At 56.9% G+C, this 17,708-nt stretch carries 17 protein-coding genes; 15 read left to right on the forward strand and 2 right to left on the reverse strand.

All coding sequences use genetic code 11. The features are described from left to right. Positions 1–8: 8 nt before the first annotated feature. From GSVR_RS15040 to GSVR_RS15065, 6 genes are all read left to right on the forward strand, one after another. On the forward strand, positions 9–533 hold the full coding sequence (locus tag GSVR_RS15040) for a lytic transglycosylase domain-containing protein (RefSeq protein ID WP_173200904.1): 525 nt from the start codon (positions 9–11) through the stop codon (positions 531–533). Between the two features lie 17 nt (positions 534–550). Beyond that, complete coding sequence (locus GSVR_RS15045) at positions 551–1,711, forward strand: tetratricopeptide repeat protein (RefSeq protein ID WP_173200902.1); 1,161 nt, start codon at positions 551–553, stop codon at positions 1,709–1,711. Between the two features lie 132 nt (positions 1,712–1,843). Further along, positions 1,844–2,485, forward strand: a complete 642-nt coding sequence (locus GSVR_RS15050; RefSeq protein WP_173200900.1) for a type II secretion system protein — start codon at positions 1,844–1,846, stop codon at positions 2,483–2,485. Between the two features lie 111 nt (positions 2,486–2,596). Beyond that, the gene (locus tag GSVR_RS15055) at positions 2,597–4,297 is read left to right on the forward strand and encodes a hypothetical protein (protein WP_173200898.1); all 1,701 of its coding nucleotides are present in this window, start codon (positions 2,597–2,599) and stop codon (positions 4,295–4,297) included. 207 nt (positions 4,298–4,504) lie between these two features. Next, on the forward strand, positions 4,505–5,452 hold the full coding sequence (locus GSVR_RS15060; protein ID WP_173200896.1) for a prepilin-type N-terminal cleavage/methylation domain-containing protein: 948 nt from the start codon (positions 4,505–4,507) through the stop codon (positions 5,450–5,452). A 22-nt stretch (positions 5,453–5,474) separates the two neighbouring features. After that, a complete protein-coding gene (locus tag GSVR_RS15065) occupies positions 5,475–7,418 on the forward strand; it encodes a hypothetical protein (protein ID WP_173200894.1) in 1,944 nt (647 codons plus the stop codon). Positions 7,419–7,454: 36 nt separating this feature from the next. Here the strand turns inward: GSVR_RS15065 and GSVR_RS15070 are convergent, their stop codons facing one another. Then, positions 7,455–7,604 carry a hypothetical protein gene (locus tag GSVR_RS15070; RefSeq protein ID WP_173200892.1) on the reverse strand — a complete coding sequence of 50 codons (150 nt, stop codon included), beginning with the start codon at positions 7,602–7,604 and terminating at the stop codon, positions 7,455–7,457. A 143-nt stretch (positions 7,605–7,747) separates the two neighbouring features. On the opposite strand from GSVR_RS15070, the gene asnS reads away from it, so the two are divergent. From asnS to GSVR_RS15115, 9 genes are all read left to right on the forward strand, one after another. Beyond that, positions 7,748–9,106: an asparagine--tRNA ligase gene (gene asnS / locus GSVR_RS15075; protein ID WP_173200890.1), complete on the forward strand. Its 1,359-nt coding sequence runs from the start codon at positions 7,748–7,750 to the stop codon at positions 9,104–9,106. A 12-nt stretch (positions 9,107–9,118) separates the two neighbouring features. Then, positions 9,119–9,400: a DUF503 domain-containing protein gene (locus tag GSVR_RS15080; protein ID WP_173200888.1), complete on the forward strand. Its 282-nt coding sequence runs from the start codon at positions 9,119–9,121 to the stop codon at positions 9,398–9,400. A 320-nt stretch (positions 9,401–9,720) separates the two neighbouring features. After that, positions 9,721–12,180, forward strand: coding sequence for an HD family phosphohydrolase (locus tag GSVR_RS15085; RefSeq protein WP_173200886.1), 2,460 nt, complete (start codon positions 9,721–9,723; stop codon positions 12,178–12,180). Next, a complete protein-coding gene (gene ybeY / locus GSVR_RS15090; RefSeq protein ID WP_239077344.1) occupies positions 12,167–12,550 on the forward strand; it encodes an rRNA maturation RNase YbeY in 384 nt (127 codons plus the stop codon). Before GSVR_RS15085 ends, ybeY begins: the two co-directional genes overlap by 14 nt. Positions 12,551–12,567: 17 nt before the next feature. After that, positions 12,568–13,239 carry a diacylglycerol kinase gene (locus tag GSVR_RS15095; RefSeq protein WP_305040953.1) on the forward strand — a complete coding sequence of 224 codons (672 nt, stop codon included), beginning with the start codon at positions 12,568–12,570 and terminating at the stop codon, positions 13,237–13,239. 66 nt (positions 13,240–13,305) lie between these two features. After that, positions 13,306–14,151: a hemolysin family protein gene (locus GSVR_RS15100; protein WP_173200880.1), complete on the forward strand. Its 846-nt coding sequence runs from the start codon at positions 13,306–13,308 to the stop codon at positions 14,149–14,151. Positions 14,152–14,201: 50 nt separating this feature from the next. Continuing rightward, the gene (gene lnt, locus GSVR_RS15105; RefSeq protein ID WP_173200953.1) at positions 14,202–15,707 is read left to right on the forward strand and encodes an apolipoprotein N-acyltransferase; all 1,506 of its coding nucleotides are present in this window, start codon (positions 14,202–14,204) and stop codon (positions 15,705–15,707) included. A gap of 269 nt (positions 15,708–15,976) precedes the next feature. After that, a protein-coding gene (prfB, locus tag GSVR_RS15110) for a peptide chain release factor 2 (RefSeq protein WP_203978689.1) occupies positions 15,977–17,096 on the forward strand; the annotation gives its coding sequence in 2 pieces (ribosomal slippage) (positions 15,977–16,045 and positions 16,047–17,096; 1,119 coding nt in all). Then, on the forward strand, positions 17,086–17,325 hold the full coding sequence (locus GSVR_RS15115; protein ID WP_173200878.1) for a hypothetical protein: 240 nt from the start codon (positions 17,086–17,088) through the stop codon (positions 17,323–17,325). The genes prfB and GSVR_RS15115 overlap by 11 nt, the downstream gene beginning before the upstream one ends. Here the strand turns inward: GSVR_RS15115 and GSVR_RS15120 are convergent. Then, a complete protein-coding gene (locus GSVR_RS15120) occupies positions 17,315–17,692 on the reverse strand; it encodes a hypothetical protein (RefSeq protein WP_173200876.1) in 378 nt (125 codons plus the stop codon). The genes GSVR_RS15115 and GSVR_RS15120 overlap by 11 nt on opposite strands. Positions 17,693–17,708 lie beyond the last annotated feature (16 nt).

Raw genomic sequence — 17,708 nt, forward strand, 5'->3', positions numbered from 1 at the left:
GTTCCGGCATGATAAAAGAACGGGCGCTCCTGTTTCTGCTGCCGGTTCTGCTGCTTCCGTCGACGGCACGAGCATTCTGCTTCGATGCCGCAGGAAGGGAGTACGGAATCAATCCGCAACTGTTGCAGAGTATAGCGCAGGTGGAATCGAACCTGAATCCCGCTGCCATCAACCGCAATAAAAACGGTAGTGCGGACTACGGACTGATGCAGATCAACAGTTTCTGGCTGAAAACGTTAGGGACCACGACCGGGGAGCTGCTCGGCAACCCCTGCTACAACGTGATGGCAGGCGCCTTTGTGTTGCGCGGATGCCTCGACCGCCACGGTGAAAACTGGCAGGCGATCGGTTGTTACAATGCGGCCAGCCGCCATAAACAGGCTGCCTATTCCTGGAAGATTTACCGCCAGCTCCTGAAGGGGAGCACGGCCAAAGCACCGCCGGCCGGCACCATCGAGCCGCCAGGAAAAGACCGGCCCCGCCCGCCGGTTTCATCACTGTGGGTATCGGTTATCGATACGGATCCGAAATAATACTGCTTGGTGGATACATGAGCGTTCTGGCTGACCTGCTTTCAAAGACAAAAAAGGCCGATCCCCTTGACGGAAAGGGTGTGCCTCCTACCCTTGTGCGTGCACAAAAGGATGGTGCCGCGCCTTCCCGTCAGAAAAAGCGGTTCGTCATCATGTCGCTGCTTGCCGTGGTTTCAATCCTGGTAGGCTTGTTTCTCCCCACCCAGATCAAGCGCCTTTCACTGCTTCTGAATGTCAAAACTGCAGTTACAATGCCTCAGCCGGTAAAGATGCCGCTCCCGTCCAGAACATCCCCGTCCAACGCACCGGAACAGATTGTTGAAGAGGCGCAGAAGGCCGCTGCAGCAGCTCAGGCAATCGGCAACCAGGCAGCTGGTACCGCGCCGGCGGGCGTTGCGGAGCCGGCTAGAAACCCCGCCCCCACCAATCCTCCAATCACATCGGTTGCAAGCAGTAACGCCCCCAAACAGCAGCCCTCTGCCAGAAAAGCCGGTCCGCGGCCCGTGGCGGCCGCAATCCCCCGTAATCGCACAGTTCAGCATCAGGAGAAGCTGCTTTCCGCTGCACCAGCGCCTGCGGTCAAAAAGGGGGAGGAAACACCGGGCAAGGCTGACACGGATGCCCGAGGCGCCCTGCTGTATGCGGCGCGCTCATCGGAGCAGGCCGGTGACTGGCGGGGCGCTCTGGCCAGTTATCGCTCGGCGCTGGAGATCGATCCCGACAATTACCGAATCATGAGCAATAGCGCCGCTGCCTACAACAAGCTGGGCATGTACGCCGACGGCGAACGGGAGGCCCGCCGGGCATTGGCCCGCAAGCACGATTACATTCCGGCCCTGGTGAATGCGGCCATTGCCTGTTCATCCCAGGGCAACGACAAGGATGCGCTGAAGTTTTTCAGTGCCGCTTCTGCGGCCGATCCGGGCAACAAAAGCCTGCTCCTCAACCTGGGCGTCATGCAGGAGCGGGCCGGCAACCTGGACAAGGCGCTGGAGTCCTACCGCAGGGGGGCTGCATTGGGTGAGCCGCAAGCCCTGTACGGCATAGGCAGGATAAACGACCAGAAAGGCAACAAGAGCGAGGCCATCACTGCCTACAAGGCGATCATGTTGCAGAAGAACGTCGATCCCGCCCTGAAGCGAGAGGCCAGGGACAGGCTCATGAGACTGGAAGAGTAGAGTGGATTAGCTATGGACAGACGTGACACAGAAATGATAGTGTCGGCCCTTCCTATTCTCATTAAAATACGCCATCAACAGACACGTCATCGTCAACTCTAACCGCAACACGAACGAAAGGAGCGAAAAAGAATGAAAGCATTGAATCCGGCAAAGAGGAAGTTCGGCAACAATCAGGGCTTCACGCTGATCGAAATGGCGATCGTTCTGGTGATCATCGGCGTGATCATCGGCGCGGTGGTCAAGGGGCAGGATCTGGTGGAGAATGCAAAGGCAAAGCAGTTTGCCAGCAAGCTTCAGGCATGGCAGATTGCGATCAACACCTTTTATGACAGGAAGGGGAGATATCCGGGCGACAGCGACAGGGATGGGATAATTGCAAGTAGTGACACCCTCACCCCCTTGGATGATATCAATAGCGCCAGCTTTTCCTCACCGCCAGAGACCTCCTTTTCCATCGGTGGTGTCACATTCTATGCAAAGCTAGGGAATGGCAATGGGAAAAATTATCTGGCCGTTTGCAAAGATGATACTTGCAACGGCACCTACACCCCGACCAATTCCAGTGATGCAACCGCCCTGAAGTTCTTTGAGAGCTTTGACACCTCTATCGACGGTAAAGCCGATGCAATCAACGGGACGATTCTAGGGTTGACGGGGGCATCAGCGACCGCACAACAGGCTAAGATTACCGGTGTAACCACCTCAGCCTCGAATGCCGATTGGCTAAACAGCAGCAACACTTTAAAAGGGCTCGCATACCAGATCAAGTAGATGCAGGCCGCAAGTCTCCATGAGGGGGAGGGGGAGGCTCATGCCTCCCCTTTTTTTGGGCATTACAAAGGTTCAGTGGACTCGTGTTGCAGACGCGCTTTAGACGCCCCCATGAAACATAATAGACTCCATTATCCGTTCATCCAACACCTGCTGCTCTGCATTATCGTGGTAGTGATCTACAGTCCCGCTTTCTGGGCGGAACCGTGCCTGCTGGACGACGTAGCCCTGTTGGAGTGGCTGCAGGGGGGTGGCCGGCTCGACCTGAAAAGCCTCCTGTTTCCGAATTCTGCCCATTTCACCTACTACCGCCCCCTGATCGGACTCAGCTACTGGTTTGACCAGACCTTCTGGAATGCTGCACCGTACGCCATGCATGCGGAAAACGTTCTTTTCCATATGCTGAACGTTGTCCTGCTGTTCTGGCTGATCAGGCTTTCTCTCCCGGATCGGGCCGGTTCCAATCATTTTGTCCCCCTGCTCGGCGCGCTCCTGTTGGCGGTGCACCCGATCGCTACCGAATCGGTGAGCTGGATCTCCGGCCGAACGGACCTGCTTGCCGGAAGTTGCCTGCTCGGCGCCGGCATCGCGCTCGTGGCCCGGCAGCGCAACCGTGACAACCGCCTGCTCCTGTTTGCCCTGCCGATGCTGGCACTGGGAATCATGACCAAGGAGGTCGCCTGGGGTTTTCTGCTGACGCTCCCCTTGTTTCTGGCCGAACCGTACGATTCCCGCACCCATACGCTTGGCGAGCTGTACCGGCGCTTTTCCCGGCTGGAGCGGTTGGGTCTCCTGGCCGCCGTTGCCCTCTGTTTTCTGCTGGCCGGACTGCTGCTGTCGTTCTGGCCGGTCCTGTTCCTGAGCATCACCCTCGGACTGTTCGTATTCCACCACAAGCCCCGCCGACAGCCACTCTCACGCCGGACGTTTGCCCTTCTGGCGGCGCTGGTAATCGGAGTATCCGCAGCGATTCCCTGCCTGGTGAAGCTGGGTCGGAGCCTCGGAGCGGGCGACTTCCATTCCACGCTCAGCCGCACCATTCTGATCACATCCCTTGACCTCGATAACTCAATAACCCTTTTCAGCGGCGCACTGGCCTTCTACATCAGGAAATTCTTCCTGCCCCTGCCACTCAACTTTGCCATTACCGATATCGCGCCGGGATACCTTTTCGCCGGAATTGCGGTTCTGATCCTGGTGGTTTTTCTCTGTGCCTGGCGCTCCCGGGCTGCGATTCTGTTCCTGTCCGGCCTGGCCCTGCTCCTGCCGGCCCTGCCGCTGGTGCACGCTGAAATCGCCTGGACCCCCTATGCCGAACGGTACATCTACATCTCGTCGGCCTTCTGGATCGCCGCCCTGGCAGTCGGTTTCTGCGCTGTTCAGCGCCCGTTCCTTCGCATGGCAGGCGTGGCGCTCTGTCTGGTGCTCATTCCCCTGGCGTCCCTGGCCACCTTTGGGCGTGCGTGCGTTTGGCAACACAACGTGCCCCTGTTCGCGGACACGGTCCGACAGTCGCCGGGCCATATCAAGTCGCGGGTACTCTACATGGCTGCCCTCTCCCGGTCTGGAAAACCGGCGGAGGCTCTGGAGCAGTTCCGGATTATCCAGAAAGCCGGCAGAGCACCGGTGAGATACGTCAATGACTTGGCCGAGATTCTCTGCAGGGATGGCCTGAGGCGCGAGGCGTACGAAGTCTTGGACGCTAGCCTGTCAAAGCCTCTCTCGGGCGGAAAGAAACATCCGCTGGACAATCCGGAGTGGCGGAGGCTGTACGCATTGCACGACAGTTTAAAACGTGAGTTTTCTCCCTGAAGTCCAGTCCAGGACTGCCTAAGAAATGACTGAAGCGCTTGTCGCCGATTGTTGATGTATGGTAATGTCTGGGCAATTGTTCCGGAGTGATTTTGATGGATCTGAGACACGCCGCATAGATGCTTTTTGTTTCGGCAGCCCGCCAAGAGGATTGAAATGACCCAACTGCATCGGCCAGATAAAACTGAAACACAGGTTATCGCCCCCATGCGTAACACCAATGGTTTCACTCTGGTGGAGCTGGCCATCGTCATGATCATCGTCGGCCTTTTAGTTGGCATGGGGTCCAGCATGGTTGGGGTGCTGACATCGGCCATCAAGGTGCGGGAGAGCAAGGAAACCCTGGAGGGGGCATCACAGTCGCTGACCAGCTATGCCGCCGGGAGCAACAATCTTCCTTCCGGTGCAACTTTTACCTCAACAGTGAAAAACCCCCAAGATGCCTGGGGCCGCGACATACTTTATCTGTACGACCCCAACCTTAATGCCGTTTCCCCCGCATCCCTCACCAAAGACACCATCTGCGGCAGACGCACGACAACACTTACACTCCAGACGCTTGATCCGGCCGCAACCATTCCCAACGTGGCATTTGTCCTCCTCAGCGCAGGGAGCGATGCCTCCGTGCAGACAACATTAAACACCAATGGAACGGTAACGGCAAAACTCGACGGAATCAATGTTACTTCCGGCAGCACCATTCTCCTGGGCACCAAAGCCAGTGCAGCCGGGAAAATAACAGTCGATGCCAGAACCAGCGACGACATCGTCCGCTGGGTAACGTTGGACGAACTGCGCAGCAAGATGGGCTGCCAGGGCGGACAGCTTAAGATCATCAACAACGAAGTACCTTTTGGAAACTATTCGACCCAGTATCTGGCGGCTTTCACGCCGGATGGCGGTACAGGTGGGTATGAGTGGCGGATACTATCAAAACAATTGCCCAGGGGCATTGCGTCGGCTCCTGCCGTTGGATTAGGCTGGAACACCGGCACATTTGCCAACACCAGTTCCTCAACATGGGGGGCCGCAAATACTCTCACCCTGAGCGGGTGGCCCCGTCCGTCCGGCAGCTACAGCCTCACCGTCATGGTCAGGGACAACAGCGGCAACAGTGCCTCCAAACCCTTTGTCTTCACTGTCAACCCTAACTAAATCATCGCTTAGAGGCGTAACCATGCCATTTTTTGCATGTGCTCGAAACCGGCAAGGCCTAGCTCTCCTGAATGTGGTCTTTATCTTTATCTTTCTGGGGGTGCTGATAGGAGCAGGATTAAAAATATATGGACCGATGGTGATGCGGGCAAAAATAAAGGACACAAGGGGGAGACTGGAAGATAATGCTCGAACGATCACCGCTTGGGCGGTTCAAAATGGCAGGCTCCCCACTGTGGCAGACCTTCCTAGTGTTTTCGGTCCCAATGGTCTTGCAGATGCCTGGGGGAGACAGGTTCTCTATTATACCGACACGAATCTGACCAACCTAACCACCGGCGGACTCTGCGGCAGAACCTCCTCAAATCTGAGCGATAGCGCTGCCCCGGGCGTATCTACCGCCTTTGCCCTATTCAGTTTCGGGGAAGATGCGACCCCCCAAACCAGAGTCGGTGCCGCGACTATCAGCGCATCCACCGCAGTAGGTACCGCGACGGTCATCACCACAGATCAAAATGACCTGTTCAGAATAGTCTCACTTGAAGAATTGAAAAGCAAGGCTGGCTGTTACGGCCCCACCGGCGGGCGGCTGAGTATTGTCAATAACGAACTGCCAAGCGTTTGCAGCGGCAGTTCAACCTATACGGCCACATTGTTCGCAAGTGGCGGAGTACCACCTTATACCTGGAAACCCGATAACGCCCCCGATTGGCTTGCATGTAACGGAGCGGCGTGCAGTGGTTCATTTATAGGACAGACGCTTGCTCTTTCCGTGGCATCTGGAAAATCGGCAATGCCGCCGGTTTCTAATCTTACCTTTACCCTTAGTGATTCAAACACAGCTTCGTCTACAAGAGTATTACCCATCAAATCTCCCGCATCCGGCTGCGGAGGCGGTGGAACCAGCTTCGAGGAATGGGTAAAAAAGAACAATGTGTTCGTTTATGGCACCACTTTCGTTTTTCAGGGCAACACGGTAAACGGGCCAAATGCCACGGCAGTGCTTACGGGGGGCTCGACCGACGCAAACTTTAACGGTGGCGCCAGCGTAGCGGTCAACACGGTTTATGTTAATGGAAGCGCGAAATTAAGCGGCGGCCAGAGTCTGGGATCAGGTACGAATCCCGGTAAAATCTATATAAACGGCGATCTTACCCTGAACGGCGGAGCGAACGTCTCCGGCACGGAAATATACGTCAACGGAACCGTAACGATCATCAACGGCACCATTTGCTTGTGGGACAGTTCCAACAAGATGTGCTTGAGTGACAGATCCAGCAAGATTTACATCCAAAATGATTTGAATTTCCCGAATGGTTCGCTGTATGGCGAAGTGTATGTCGGCCGCGACTTGTACATGTCGAATGGCTCCTTATATGGAAATATTCATGTTTACCGCAATATTGCTTCACTGGATTGGACGCCCAAACTGCAAAGCGCTTCATATGTTTATTACAAAGGCAGTATTCTCAGTAAACCCGCCGCATATACTGCGGATAACGCAAGATACATACCTGATTCCACTGTTCAACCCGTTGTACTGCCGACCATGACGCCAGGCTATACCCTTCCCCCCTTGAGAGACCCTTTAAGCTGGTATACGGAGCATGGGTACTATGCAACCAAAGGTAAACTCGCTTCAGAGAAAGAGTTTACCGCCGACCGGAAAAAAATATTCGCTGATGAGGATTATGTTTCCGAGTGCGGTGGTTGGATGATAAAGCCAGATCAATACACGGTCACGAATGCAATAGTGGTAAGCTCAGGAAATATTACGATATCTGCGGGCAGTTGCAAACTTACGGGAGTTCTCTTTGCGCCTACCGGCAAAGTAACCTTCGGCGGGACTTCGTTTGAAGGGCTGGTCCTAGCCAGGGACGGCTTTGAAGTCAAAAGTGGAGGCACTACAGTGACATTCAAAAACATCAGCGATTACATCAGCAGTTATGATGAATATCCATTTTAACAGCGCAAGCCACCCAGTCCGATGCTCAAATATCTGTTATTCATCATATTTTTTACCATCATGCTGTTCGGCTACCTGACACTCGCCATTCCACCGGAAACTTGTTACGATGAAGTACTCACGCGGGTCTGGCAAGGAAATGCGATCGTCTTCATTTGCGGGATTGGCAGCCTGTTTTGCCTGCATAGAATTTCCCGATAATGTCCTGCCTGTAACAACTCATATACAAATTAGATATTTAGCTAGCCAATAGTACAGAGATTATACGCCCATCCGGCTTTGGATCGTCTTACGATGCGGTATAATGCAATAGAAGGAGACGAACGAAAATGAGAACGAGAGTCGCCGAAATTCTATCGACCGGCAAGACCGGTCATGAATATGCCATCGCGGGCTGGGTGCGCTCGGTGCGCGCCTCCAAGGAGGTGGTTTTCATCACCCTCAACGACGGTTCCAACCTTCCCGGAATTCAGGTGGTGGCCGGCAGCCGGCTCGAAAATTTCCAGGAGGTAACGAAGATCCCCACCGGCGCCGCGCTGCGCGTCACCGGGCACTTGGTGGAATCCCCCGCTGTGGGCCAGCAATGGGAGTTGGCAGCCGAAACGATCACGGTGATTGGCACATCCGACGAAAGCTATCCCCTTCAAAAAAAACGACACACCTTCGAATACCTGCGCAGCATTGCCCATCTGCGCCCGCGCAGCAACACGTTCGGTGCGGTTTTCCGGCTGCGCTCGCGCCTGGCCCAGGCCATTCACCGCTTCTTTGCCGACCGGAATTTCCTCTATGTGCACACCCCGATCATCACTGCCAGCGACTGCGAAGGGGCCGGCGAACTGTTCCGCGTCACTACGCTGGATGCCGACGAAACCGATTTCAGCGAGGACTTTTTCGCTCAAAAAACCGGCCTGACCGTCAGCGGCCAACTGGAGGGGGAACTCTTTGCCCAGGCTTTCACCGATGTCTACACCTTCGGTCCCACCTTCCGGGCCGAGAACTCCAATACCGCCCGCCATGCTTCCGAGTTCTGGATGATCGAGCCGGAATTGGCCTTTGCCGATCTGGCCGATGACGCTGATCTCGCTGAAGAATTCGTGCGCTACCTGTGCCGCTTTGCGTTGGAGGAGTGCGTCGAAGACATGGCCTTTTTCGACAAGCAGATCGAAAACGGGCTGCTGGAGAGGATCAGGCGGGTAGCCGAGGCGGACTTCGCCCGTCTGGAGTATGGCGAAGCCATCGAGCGGCTGCAGAAGTCGGGCGCATCCTTCAATTATCCGGTGCAATGGGGGCTCGATCTGCAAACCGAGCATGAACGCTACATCACGGAGCAGATCATCGGAGGGCCGGCCTTCATCCTCAACTACCCCAAAGACATCAAGGCTTTCTACATGCGCCGCAACGACGACGGCCGCACGGTGGCCGCCATGGATCTGCTGGTGCCCAAGGTGGGCGAGATCATCGGGGGCAGCCAGCGCGAGGAGCGCCTCGATCTGCTTGAAGACCGCATGGTGGAGCTGGGAATAGCCCGGGAGCCGCTCTGGTGGTATCTGGAAAGCCGCCGCTGGGGCAGCTGTCCCCATGCCGGCTTCGGCCTCGGCTTCGAGAGGCTGGTGATGTACCTTTCCGGCATGGAGAATATCCGCGACGTGATCCCCTTCCCCCGAACTCCCCGGCACTGCGAGTTCTAGCTGCCGTCACCGATGTTCATCTACTGCCTTGAAATCCACCTCGCCCTGCCCTGCTTCTCGCTCAAGGAAAAGCGCGGTATTGTCAAAAGCATCACCGGCCGCGCCAGGAACCGCTTCAACGTTTCCTGCGCCGAAGTGGCGCGCCAGGACAATCCCCGCGTGGCGGTGCTCGGCTTCGTGACGATCAGCCCGGACAAGGGACTGGCGCGAACAGCACTGGAACGGGTAGAGGATTGGATCTACGAGGAATGGCCGGATGTGGAGATCACTGGCGAGGATATTTCTCTGGTCTGATCGCAGACTTGAGAGGCATTTCAGTCTTCACTCGCTACCCCTGCCTCTGCTCCTGCGTTTCCGGCATAAGAAACATTTCGTCGTAGGTGAGGCGGCATTGCCAACTGAAACGGAGTCAGCGACGATCGCGCCCCGGCATGACGCTCGCTTCGACTTCCATGCCTCACGAATTCAGGCTGATGTGTGAGAACCGGCAGCGTCCGGCGGCCAAAATACGGTTGTATTGACACCGCATCGGATTAAGGATATATTTAAAACTTATTTTCAAACACTTAGCGTTTTTTTCAATATAAAACGACCCTCGAATCGCCCGACAGGATATGCCGGAACATAACAGTAACAAACCGGAACAACATACGCTCACCCACATGAGCAAGTTGGGATCAAATCTCTTCGATTCAATCGACAGAAGGTTTTCCAATCCACGTACAGCCCGTCGCAACAGGTTTATCCTCCTTATCGCCACTGCGCTTCTGCTGACGTTCATCGTACTCCCCAACCAGCATTTCTTTTTTCAGGAGTTCAAGGTCGGAGAGATCGCCACCTCCGATATTCGCGCCACGCGCGACTATCTGGTGGAAGATCATGCGCTGACCGAGCAGCGGCGCAAAGAGGTGAGTAACAATGCCCCGGTCATCTACAACCTCAACGACCGGGTGCCGTACTACCTGACCGAGAAACTTCAGCAGACCGTGGCAGCCATTCGTTCGCAGCAGTCCAAAAATCCGCGGACCGGTTCGGAAGAATGGCGCAAACTGCTGTCCCCGGTTCTGGATACGGAACTGAAGGACCCGGAAATCCTGGCCGTCACCCGCATCAAGGATGACCAGGCGTTTCTGGATGACGCCGAAAAATTGCTGAACGATCTGTACCAGCACAGGATCGTGCTGGACGGTAAATCCTTCCAGACCGATGCGCGCCGGGGCATCGAGATCATCGATAACAGCGGCCATCTCGTCAGTGACGGCAACGCAGCCTCCGGCTACACCGAAATAGGTGAAGCGCGCAGAATGGTTGCAGAGTGGAAGTTCACCGGCCTGGGCAACCCCGGCGATGCGAGCCGGATAGCGGGTATCATAGCCCGGACTCTGCTGCCGAGCCTCTTCTATAACCGCGAGGCTTCCGAAGCCCGCAGCCAGGCCGCCATGGAGGCGGTCCGCCCGGTGCTCTTCAAGGTGCAGAAGGGGGAGATGATCGTCCGCATCGGCGAACGCATCAGCCCCGAGCAAGCCCACAAACTGCGGATCATCTTCCATGAGGACAGCACTGACCACCGCATCTTCACAATCGCCGGCTGCTTCGCCATGATCCTGGTGCTGTTCTACTTCCCGTACCGTTTCGCCATCAAGAACATCCGCAAATTCAACCCCAGCAACAAGGACATCCTTGTCCTCTCGCTGATGATCATCGGCAGCTTCCTGGTGTTCCGGACCGCCCTCCAGATAACCAACAACATCGGCCCGGTCTTTCCGTATATCGACACCAGCAATTATTTCTACCTGTTCCCCTTTGCCGCCAGTGCAATGATCGTCCGGATGCTGATCAACTCCGAAGTGGCCCTGGTCTACTGTGCCATCCTGGCGCCGCTGTTGGGGATCATGTTCAACAACAACATGTTCGTGGTCATCTACGCCCTGCTGGGGAGCATTATCGGCGCCCACGGCATGCGGCAGTGCGCCGACCGCAGCACCATCTACGCCGCAGGGCTGAAAATATCGGTGGTCAACCTGGCCATGGGACTGGCCTTCCAGACCTTCAGCAACACGCTCTTCAGCATTCAGACCCTTTACGTGGCACTGTTCGCCCTGGTGAGCGGGATGATCAGCGCCGGATGCGTTTCTGGATTCATACCGATTCTGGAAACGCTCTTCCGCTACACCACTGACATGAAGCTCCTGGAACTGGCCAACCTGAACTCGCCCCTGCTGCGCGACCTGATGGTCCGGGCACCGGGCACCTATCATCACAGCGTGGTGGTCGGCAATCTGGTGGAGGCAGCGGCCGAAGCGACCAACGCCAATCCGCTTCTGGCACGGGTAGCGGCCTATTACCACGATATCGGCAAGGCATCCAAGCCCCAGTATTTCATCGAGAACCAGACCGGCGAAGAGAACCGCCACGACAAGCTCTCCCCCAGCATGAGCGCCCTGATTCTGATATCCCATATCAAGGAAGGGACGGAGCTGGCCCGCGAAAAGCACCTGGGACAGCCGATCATCGATATCATCCGCCAGCATCACGGCACCGGGCTGATCAAATTTTTCTACGAGCGGGCCAGAAATCAGGCCGAGACGACCGGACAGACGGTGGAGGAAAAGGATTTCCGCTATCCGGGCCCCAAGCCCCAGACCCGCGAGGCCGGTATCGTCATGCTGGCCGACTGCGTGGAGGCCGCCTCCCGCACCCTGGTCAATCCCACGCCCGACCGCATCCAGGGCATGGTGCAGAAGATCATCAACAACATCTTCATTGACGGGCAACTGGACGAATGCGAGCTGACGCTCAAAAACCTGCACGACATCGCCCGGAGCTTCAATCAGATCCTGAACGGGATTTTCCATCACCGCATCGATTATCCCGAACCGGTGCACAAATCGGGTAGCGGAGCCCGCAAGCCGGCTGCAACCGAACAGAAAACGGCGGTCGACCAGCTCACCCCGAACAATGGAGGCAAAATAAGTGGAGATTCTGCTGAACAACCGCCAGAGACGCCACCGGATCGAAACCCGCCAGCTAAAAAAGGTGGCGGCGAGGATCTTAAGCGCCTTGGGATGTCCTGAGGAAACTGAACTATCCATCTCCATCGTGAGCGATGCGGCCATCCGCCGTATCAACCGCGATTATCTGGCCAAGGACAGGCCCACCAATGTGATCTCCTTTTCCCAACAGGAAGGGGAATTCGCCGGCATCAATCCGCAGGTCCTGGGAGATGTGATCATTTCGGCCGATACCGCCCTGCGGGAGGCCGAAGAGGGGGGCAATTCCCATTTCGAAAGGCTCTGCTTTCTGCTCTTGCACGGCATCCTGCACCTGTGCGGATACGATCACGAGCGGAGCGGAGAAACCGAAGCGTCCCGCATGCAAAAAAAGGAGCAGGAACTATTCAGAATCCTGGCAAAGGAAGGGTTGTTAAACCCGTCCGCTTCATAGATTCGGCCAACTGCGCCATCGAAGGTATTCTGCATGCAGCCCGCGCCGAAAAGCACATGCGCAACCACTTCATCGCTGCTGCTGTGGTGCTGCTGGGAGCCCTGTTCCTGCGGGTGACACCGATCGAGTTCGGCCTGCTGGCGCTCTCGATTCTGTTCGTGCTGTTTGCCGAGCTGGTCAATACGGCGGTGGAGGCTGTGGTAGACCTGGTGTCGCCCGATTATCACCCGCTGGCAAAAATCGCCAAGGACACGGCCGCGGGCGCGGTGCTGACCACGGCGGTGGGTGCCGCGATTGTCGGCTATCTGGTGCTGGCAAAATATGTATTACCGATGTACGGAAAGGTGCTCGGCATGTTCGGATCACCGGCAGAATTGGGCATAATCGTTTCGGTGCTGGTGGTGGTGATCGTCGTCATCATGATCAAGACCCTGACCCACAAAGGTACGCCGCTTCAGGGGGGAGTGCCCAGCGGCCATTCTGCGATAGCATTCTCGATTGCCACGGCGGTTTCGCTCAATACGCGCGATCCGCTTACCTCCCTTTTATCGTTCGGACTGGCAATAATGGTCAGCCACTCCCGGCTCCTGATGAAGATCCACAGCATGCGCGAGGTGGTTTTCGGCTCGTTCCTGGGAACCGCCGTTACCCTGATCGTACTGCTGTTGTTCAAAATCCTTGCCTTTTAGCTCCAAATCCGCGAAATATACTCATTCTAATATAGTCACCAAGACCCATTGGGGAGGATGTCCAGCTTGGAAGAAGGCAGTAGAAAGTCAGGTTTCATCGAGCTGATCAGCAGGTTCGTGAACGGACGTAAAAAAGTCACCACGGACGAGATCCACGATCTCATCAAGGCCAGCGAGGAAGAGGGGCTCGTCAACGAAGACGAGAGCGAAATGATCCGCTCCATCTTTTCGCTGCGTTCCACGGTAGCGCGCGAAATCATGATTCCCCGCACTGACATGGCCTGCGTGGCAGTCAGTGCCTCGATCGGCGAAATCCTGGACACGATAATTTCCTGCGGCCATTCGCGCATCCCGGTCTACGAAAACAACATCGACAACATCATCGGACTGCTGTACGCCAAGGACCTGCTCAAATACTGGGGAAAACGGGAGGAGCAGATCCGGGTGCGCGAGATCGTCCGGGCTCCCTTCTTTATTCCTGAAACCAAGGATCTCGAGCAGCTTCTGCAGGAGTTCAAGCGCAAGCACGTGCACTTGGCCGTCGTGATCGATGAGTATGGCGGCACATCCGGGCTGATCACCATCGAAGACCTGCTGGAGCAGATCGTGGGGGACATCCAGGACGAGTACGACCGGGAAGAGGCGCTGTTCTCCGTCAACAAGGATGGTTCCATCACCGCCGACGCGCGCATGCCGGTCGACGATCTCGAGGAACAGTTCGAAATCGAGATCGAGCGCGATAAATTCGACACCGTCGGTGGGTTGATCATTCATCTGACCGGCAAGATACCCGAAACCGACGATATCGTCGAAGGCAGCGGGCTGCGCTTCACCATAATCGACGCGGACGAACGCAGGATCAAGAAGGTCTGCATCTGCCGTCTGGACAGCACGGAGCGTGACAGAGCGTGATAAGCCGTTTTCTGCGTACCGATCTGCCGGCCTGGTTCGATCAGGCGGGCATGCTGGCGATTCTGTCCGGTCTGATGATCGCCTGTTCCTTTCCGAACGTCGGATTGTCCTTTCTGGCCTGGATAGCGCTGATCCCCCTCCTGATCGCCCTCGAAGGATCTTCCCTGCGGACCGCCTTCCGCATCGGCTTCACCTGCGGTCTCAGTGCCTACGCCGTCATACTGTACTGGATCAATATCGTCATCACCCATTACGGCCATCTCCCCTGGGTAGCCAGTGTTCCGCTCTATGTACTGCTGATGGCGTGGCTGGCCATGTTTTTCGGACTGGCCACCCTGGTGGCGCGCGCCGGCGAACGGATCGGCATTAAAACCGCCTTTTCGCTGCCGGTGGCCTGGGTAGCGGGCGATTTCATCCGCACCTTCCTGCTGTCGGGATTCCCCTGGGCCATGCTGGGTCACTCCCAGTACAGAACGCTGCCCCTGATCCAGATCGCGGACATCACCGGGGTCTTCGGCATTACCCTGATCATCGTGCTGGCCAACGTGGTGCTGTATCGCGTTCTGCGCGCCATTGCCGGCGCCGGGGTTCCCTACCCCGTCAAAAGTGCGCTGGTGCTGCTCTGTCTGCTGATCGCCACACTCCTCTACGGTTTCAGCCGCCTGAATCTTCCCGAGGCGCGGGATGTGAAACCGCTGCGGGTCGCCTTAATTCAGGGCAACATCGCACAGGACGTCAAATGGAATCCCGCTTTCCAGGAGCAAACCCTGGTCAGCTACGAACGTCTGACCCGCGAGGCGCTCAAAAACGGGGCCGATCTGGTGGTCTGGCCGGAAAGCGCCCTCCCCTTCTTTTTCCAGGACGAACTGCGCCAGGCCGAGCGGATCAGGGGGCTGGCGCGGGAGCTGTCTACCACCTTGCTGGTGGGCAGTCCTGCCCATGAGCTGCGCAACGGCAAGCGCACCTTCCTGAACAGCGCCTTTGTCATTTCACCCAAAGGTGACACCATCGGCAGAAGCGACAAGATGCATCTGGTGCCGTTCGGGGAATTCGTGCCATTGGGACGCTTCTTCCCATTCATCAGTAAGCTTGTGGTGGGAATCGGGGATTTTTCCCCCGGCGAACGGGTTACGCCGCTGCCGGTTAACGACACCCAGGTCGGGACCCTGGTCTGCTTCGAGGGGATCTTCCCGGAACTTGCCAGAGACTATGTCCGGGCAGGGGCGCGCATTCTCGTCAACATTACCAATGACGCCTGGTTCGGCCGTTCGTCCGCTCCGTACCAGCACCTCTCTATCGCCGTCTTCAGGGCAGTCGAAACCCGCACGCCCCTGCTACGTGCCGCCAATACCGGCGTAACCGCCATCATCGATCATAACGGCCATATCCGCACCATGACCCCCTTGTTCGAGGAGGCCTACCGTACCGGCGAGATACATCCCGGTACCGGAGATTCGCTCTATCTCAGGATGGGCGACGCCCTGGCCTGGCTGTGCGTGGCAGCGAGTGCGGGGATCGCGGCACTGGCGTGGTTCCGGCTGAAGAAGAACACGTGAAACCTGAAGTCCGCCACTGAGACACGGAGACACAGAGGAAAGCCTTAACGCCGGGAAGTAAAACCTTCCGATTTCACAAATTCCGAGTTCTCTCCCTCCGTGCTTCGTGACTTTTAAATGCCTGCGCAGAGAACATTCAGGAATCCCAACAAGCACCCGTTTTATCCTGCCGGTAAGAGAATTGGAGCTGTACCAGCCTGATTTTCCTCTGTGCCTCCGTGTCTCTGTGGCAGAATAGTTTTATCAATCCAAACTATCGAGGAGTATTCATGTTTCGCGAAGAAATAGCCCGCATGCAGGATCTGGAAGAACGTATCGTCAAGCTCCGGGGGTCTCTTTGACGTCGACACCAAGCGCGAATCGATCCAGGAGATAGAGTCCAAGATTGCCGCCCCCGGTTTCTGGGATGCGGTCGAAACCTCCCAGAACATTCTCCGGGAACGCACGGCACTGGAAAAGATCGTCCAGATGTGGGACGGCCTCAATCGGCAACTGGACGATGTAAAGGTCATGATCGAACTGGGCGTGGAAGCCCAGGACGAAGAGACGCTGGCTGAAGTGGCCGTCATGAACGCCCGGCTGCAGGAAAGCGTCGAGGCGGCCGAGTTCCAGCGCATGCTCTCCGGCACCCACGACCGCAACTCGTGCTTCATCTCCATCAACCCCGGCGCCGGCGGCACCGAGTCGCAGGACTGGGCCGAGATGTTGCTGCGCATGTACCTGCGCTATTGCGAGAAAAAGGGCTGGAAGACCTCCATCACCGACTACCAGGCAGGCGATGAGGCGGGCATCAAATCGGCCACCTTCAGCGTAACCGGCGAGTACGCCTACGGCCATCTGAAAGCCGAGGTCGGTATCCACCGGCTCGTGCGCATTTCCCCCTTTGACAGCAATGCCCGCCGCCACACCTCGTTCGCTTCGGTCTACGCCTTCCCCGAGATCGAGGAAGAGGACATCGACATAAAGATCGCCGAGTCCGACCTGCGTGTGGACACCTATCGTTCCGGCGGCGCCGGGGGGCAGCATGTCAATACGACCGACTCGGCGGTGCGCATCACCCACCTGCCGACCAACATCGTCGTGGCCTGCCAGAGCGAACGCAGCCAGCATCTCAACAAGGCTACCGCCATGAAGGTCCTGAGGGCCAAACTGTATGAACGGGAGCTGGAAGAACGCACTGCCAAGGCCTCCGAAATCGCCGAGGAAAAAAAGGAGATCGGCTGGGGCAGCCAGATACGCTCCTATGTCCTGCATCCCTACAAGATGGTGAAGGACTTGAGGACCGGCGTGGAAACGGGCAATCCCGATGCCGTGCTGGATGGTGCCCTGGAAGATTTCGTGGTGGCGTTCCTGATGGGAGTACGGCGGCAGGTGGGGGATGTCGACTAGCGGCGTGAGCGGGGGCTTTGCCTACGCTGACCTGAATGGCCGCAGGTTCCGGCGCATCTGCAAAGACCGCTTTCTGGAACAGTGGGGACGGCAGTGGGCCTGCCTGCTGTTCCGCCATTTTCGGGTGGCTGCATTAGAGCAAACAATAAAGCCGTCTGCTGAGACAGATCAGCAGACGGCTTTTTTCATGCTCGGGGAAGCGCCGGAAACCGTCGTAACTACGTTCTGAAACTCACTGAAGTGTGGGTGGATGCGATGATCTCCGTCAGGCGCGAGAAGTAGAGGGGAGGCGTCTGGTACACCACGCTGTTGGTGCTGTCCATGAACCTGATTTGCAGGTTGCCGCGGAAGTTGTATGAAAACAGTATATTCTTCATTCCAGTCGGTTTTTCGTTCGTGTGGTTCGCCTGCTGCCCGGACTGCCGCTCTTTTCGCGTCAAGGTGACGATATCCTCGGACTCGGATGCCTTTATTTCCCCGGCATCGCGGCCATAGGCAGCAGCAGGAGAGTCCGGTGCAGGCCAGGTAATGGCCGGCACTGCCGCTTTGAGCGCCTGTGATGAGGAAACACCCGAATTGTCGGCAATTGACGCCACAGTCTCTCCCCTTTCC

This window comes from Geobacter sp. SVR, assembly GCF_016865365.1.
Lineage (GTDB): Bacteria > Desulfobacterota > Desulfuromonadia > Geobacterales > Pseudopelobacteraceae > Pelotalea.

What these genes read in the sequence shown, in the direction of transcription:
- GSVR_RS15040 (WP_173200904.1), top strand. Translation starts at nt 9, where the DNA reads ATGATAAAAGAACGGGCGCTCCTGTTTCTGCTGCCGGTTCTGCTGCTT.
- GSVR_RS15045 (WP_173200902.1), top strand. Translation starts at nt 551, where the DNA reads ATGAGCGTTCTGGCTGACCTGCTTTCAAAGACAAAAAAGGCCGATCCC.
- GSVR_RS15050 (WP_173200900.1), top strand. Translation starts at nt 1,844, where the DNA reads ATGAAAGCATTGAATCCGGCAAAGAGGAAGTTCGGCAACAATCAGGGC.
- GSVR_RS15055 (WP_173200898.1), top strand. Translation starts at nt 2,597, where the DNA reads ATGAAACATAATAGACTCCATTATCCGTTCATCCAACACCTGCTGCTC.
- GSVR_RS15060 (WP_173200896.1), top strand. Translation starts at nt 4,505, where the DNA reads ATGCGTAACACCAATGGTTTCACTCTGGTGGAGCTGGCCATCGTCATG.
- GSVR_RS15065 (WP_173200894.1), top strand. Translation starts at nt 5,475, where the DNA reads ATGCCATTTTTTGCATGTGCTCGAAACCGGCAAGGCCTAGCTCTCCTG.
- GSVR_RS15070 (WP_173200892.1), bottom strand. Translation starts at nt 7,604, where the DNA reads ATGCAGGCAAAACAGGCTGCCAATCCCGCAAATGAAGACGATCGCATT.
- asnS (WP_173200890.1), top strand. Translation starts at nt 7,748, where the DNA reads ATGAGAACGAGAGTCGCCGAAATTCTATCGACCGGCAAGACCGGTCAT.
- GSVR_RS15080 (WP_173200888.1), top strand. Translation starts at nt 9,119, where the DNA reads ATGTTCATCTACTGCCTTGAAATCCACCTCGCCCTGCCCTGCTTCTCG.
- GSVR_RS15085 (WP_173200886.1), top strand. Translation starts at nt 9,721, where the DNA reads ATGCCGGAACATAACAGTAACAAACCGGAACAACATACGCTCACCCAC.
- lnt (WP_173200953.1), top strand. Translation starts at nt 14,202, where the DNA reads ATGCTGGCGATTCTGTCCGGTCTGATGATCGCCTGTTCCTTTCCGAAC.
- GSVR_RS15115 (WP_173200878.1), top strand. Translation starts at nt 17,086, where the DNA reads ATGTCGACTAGCGGCGTGAGCGGGGGCTTTGCCTACGCTGACCTGAAT.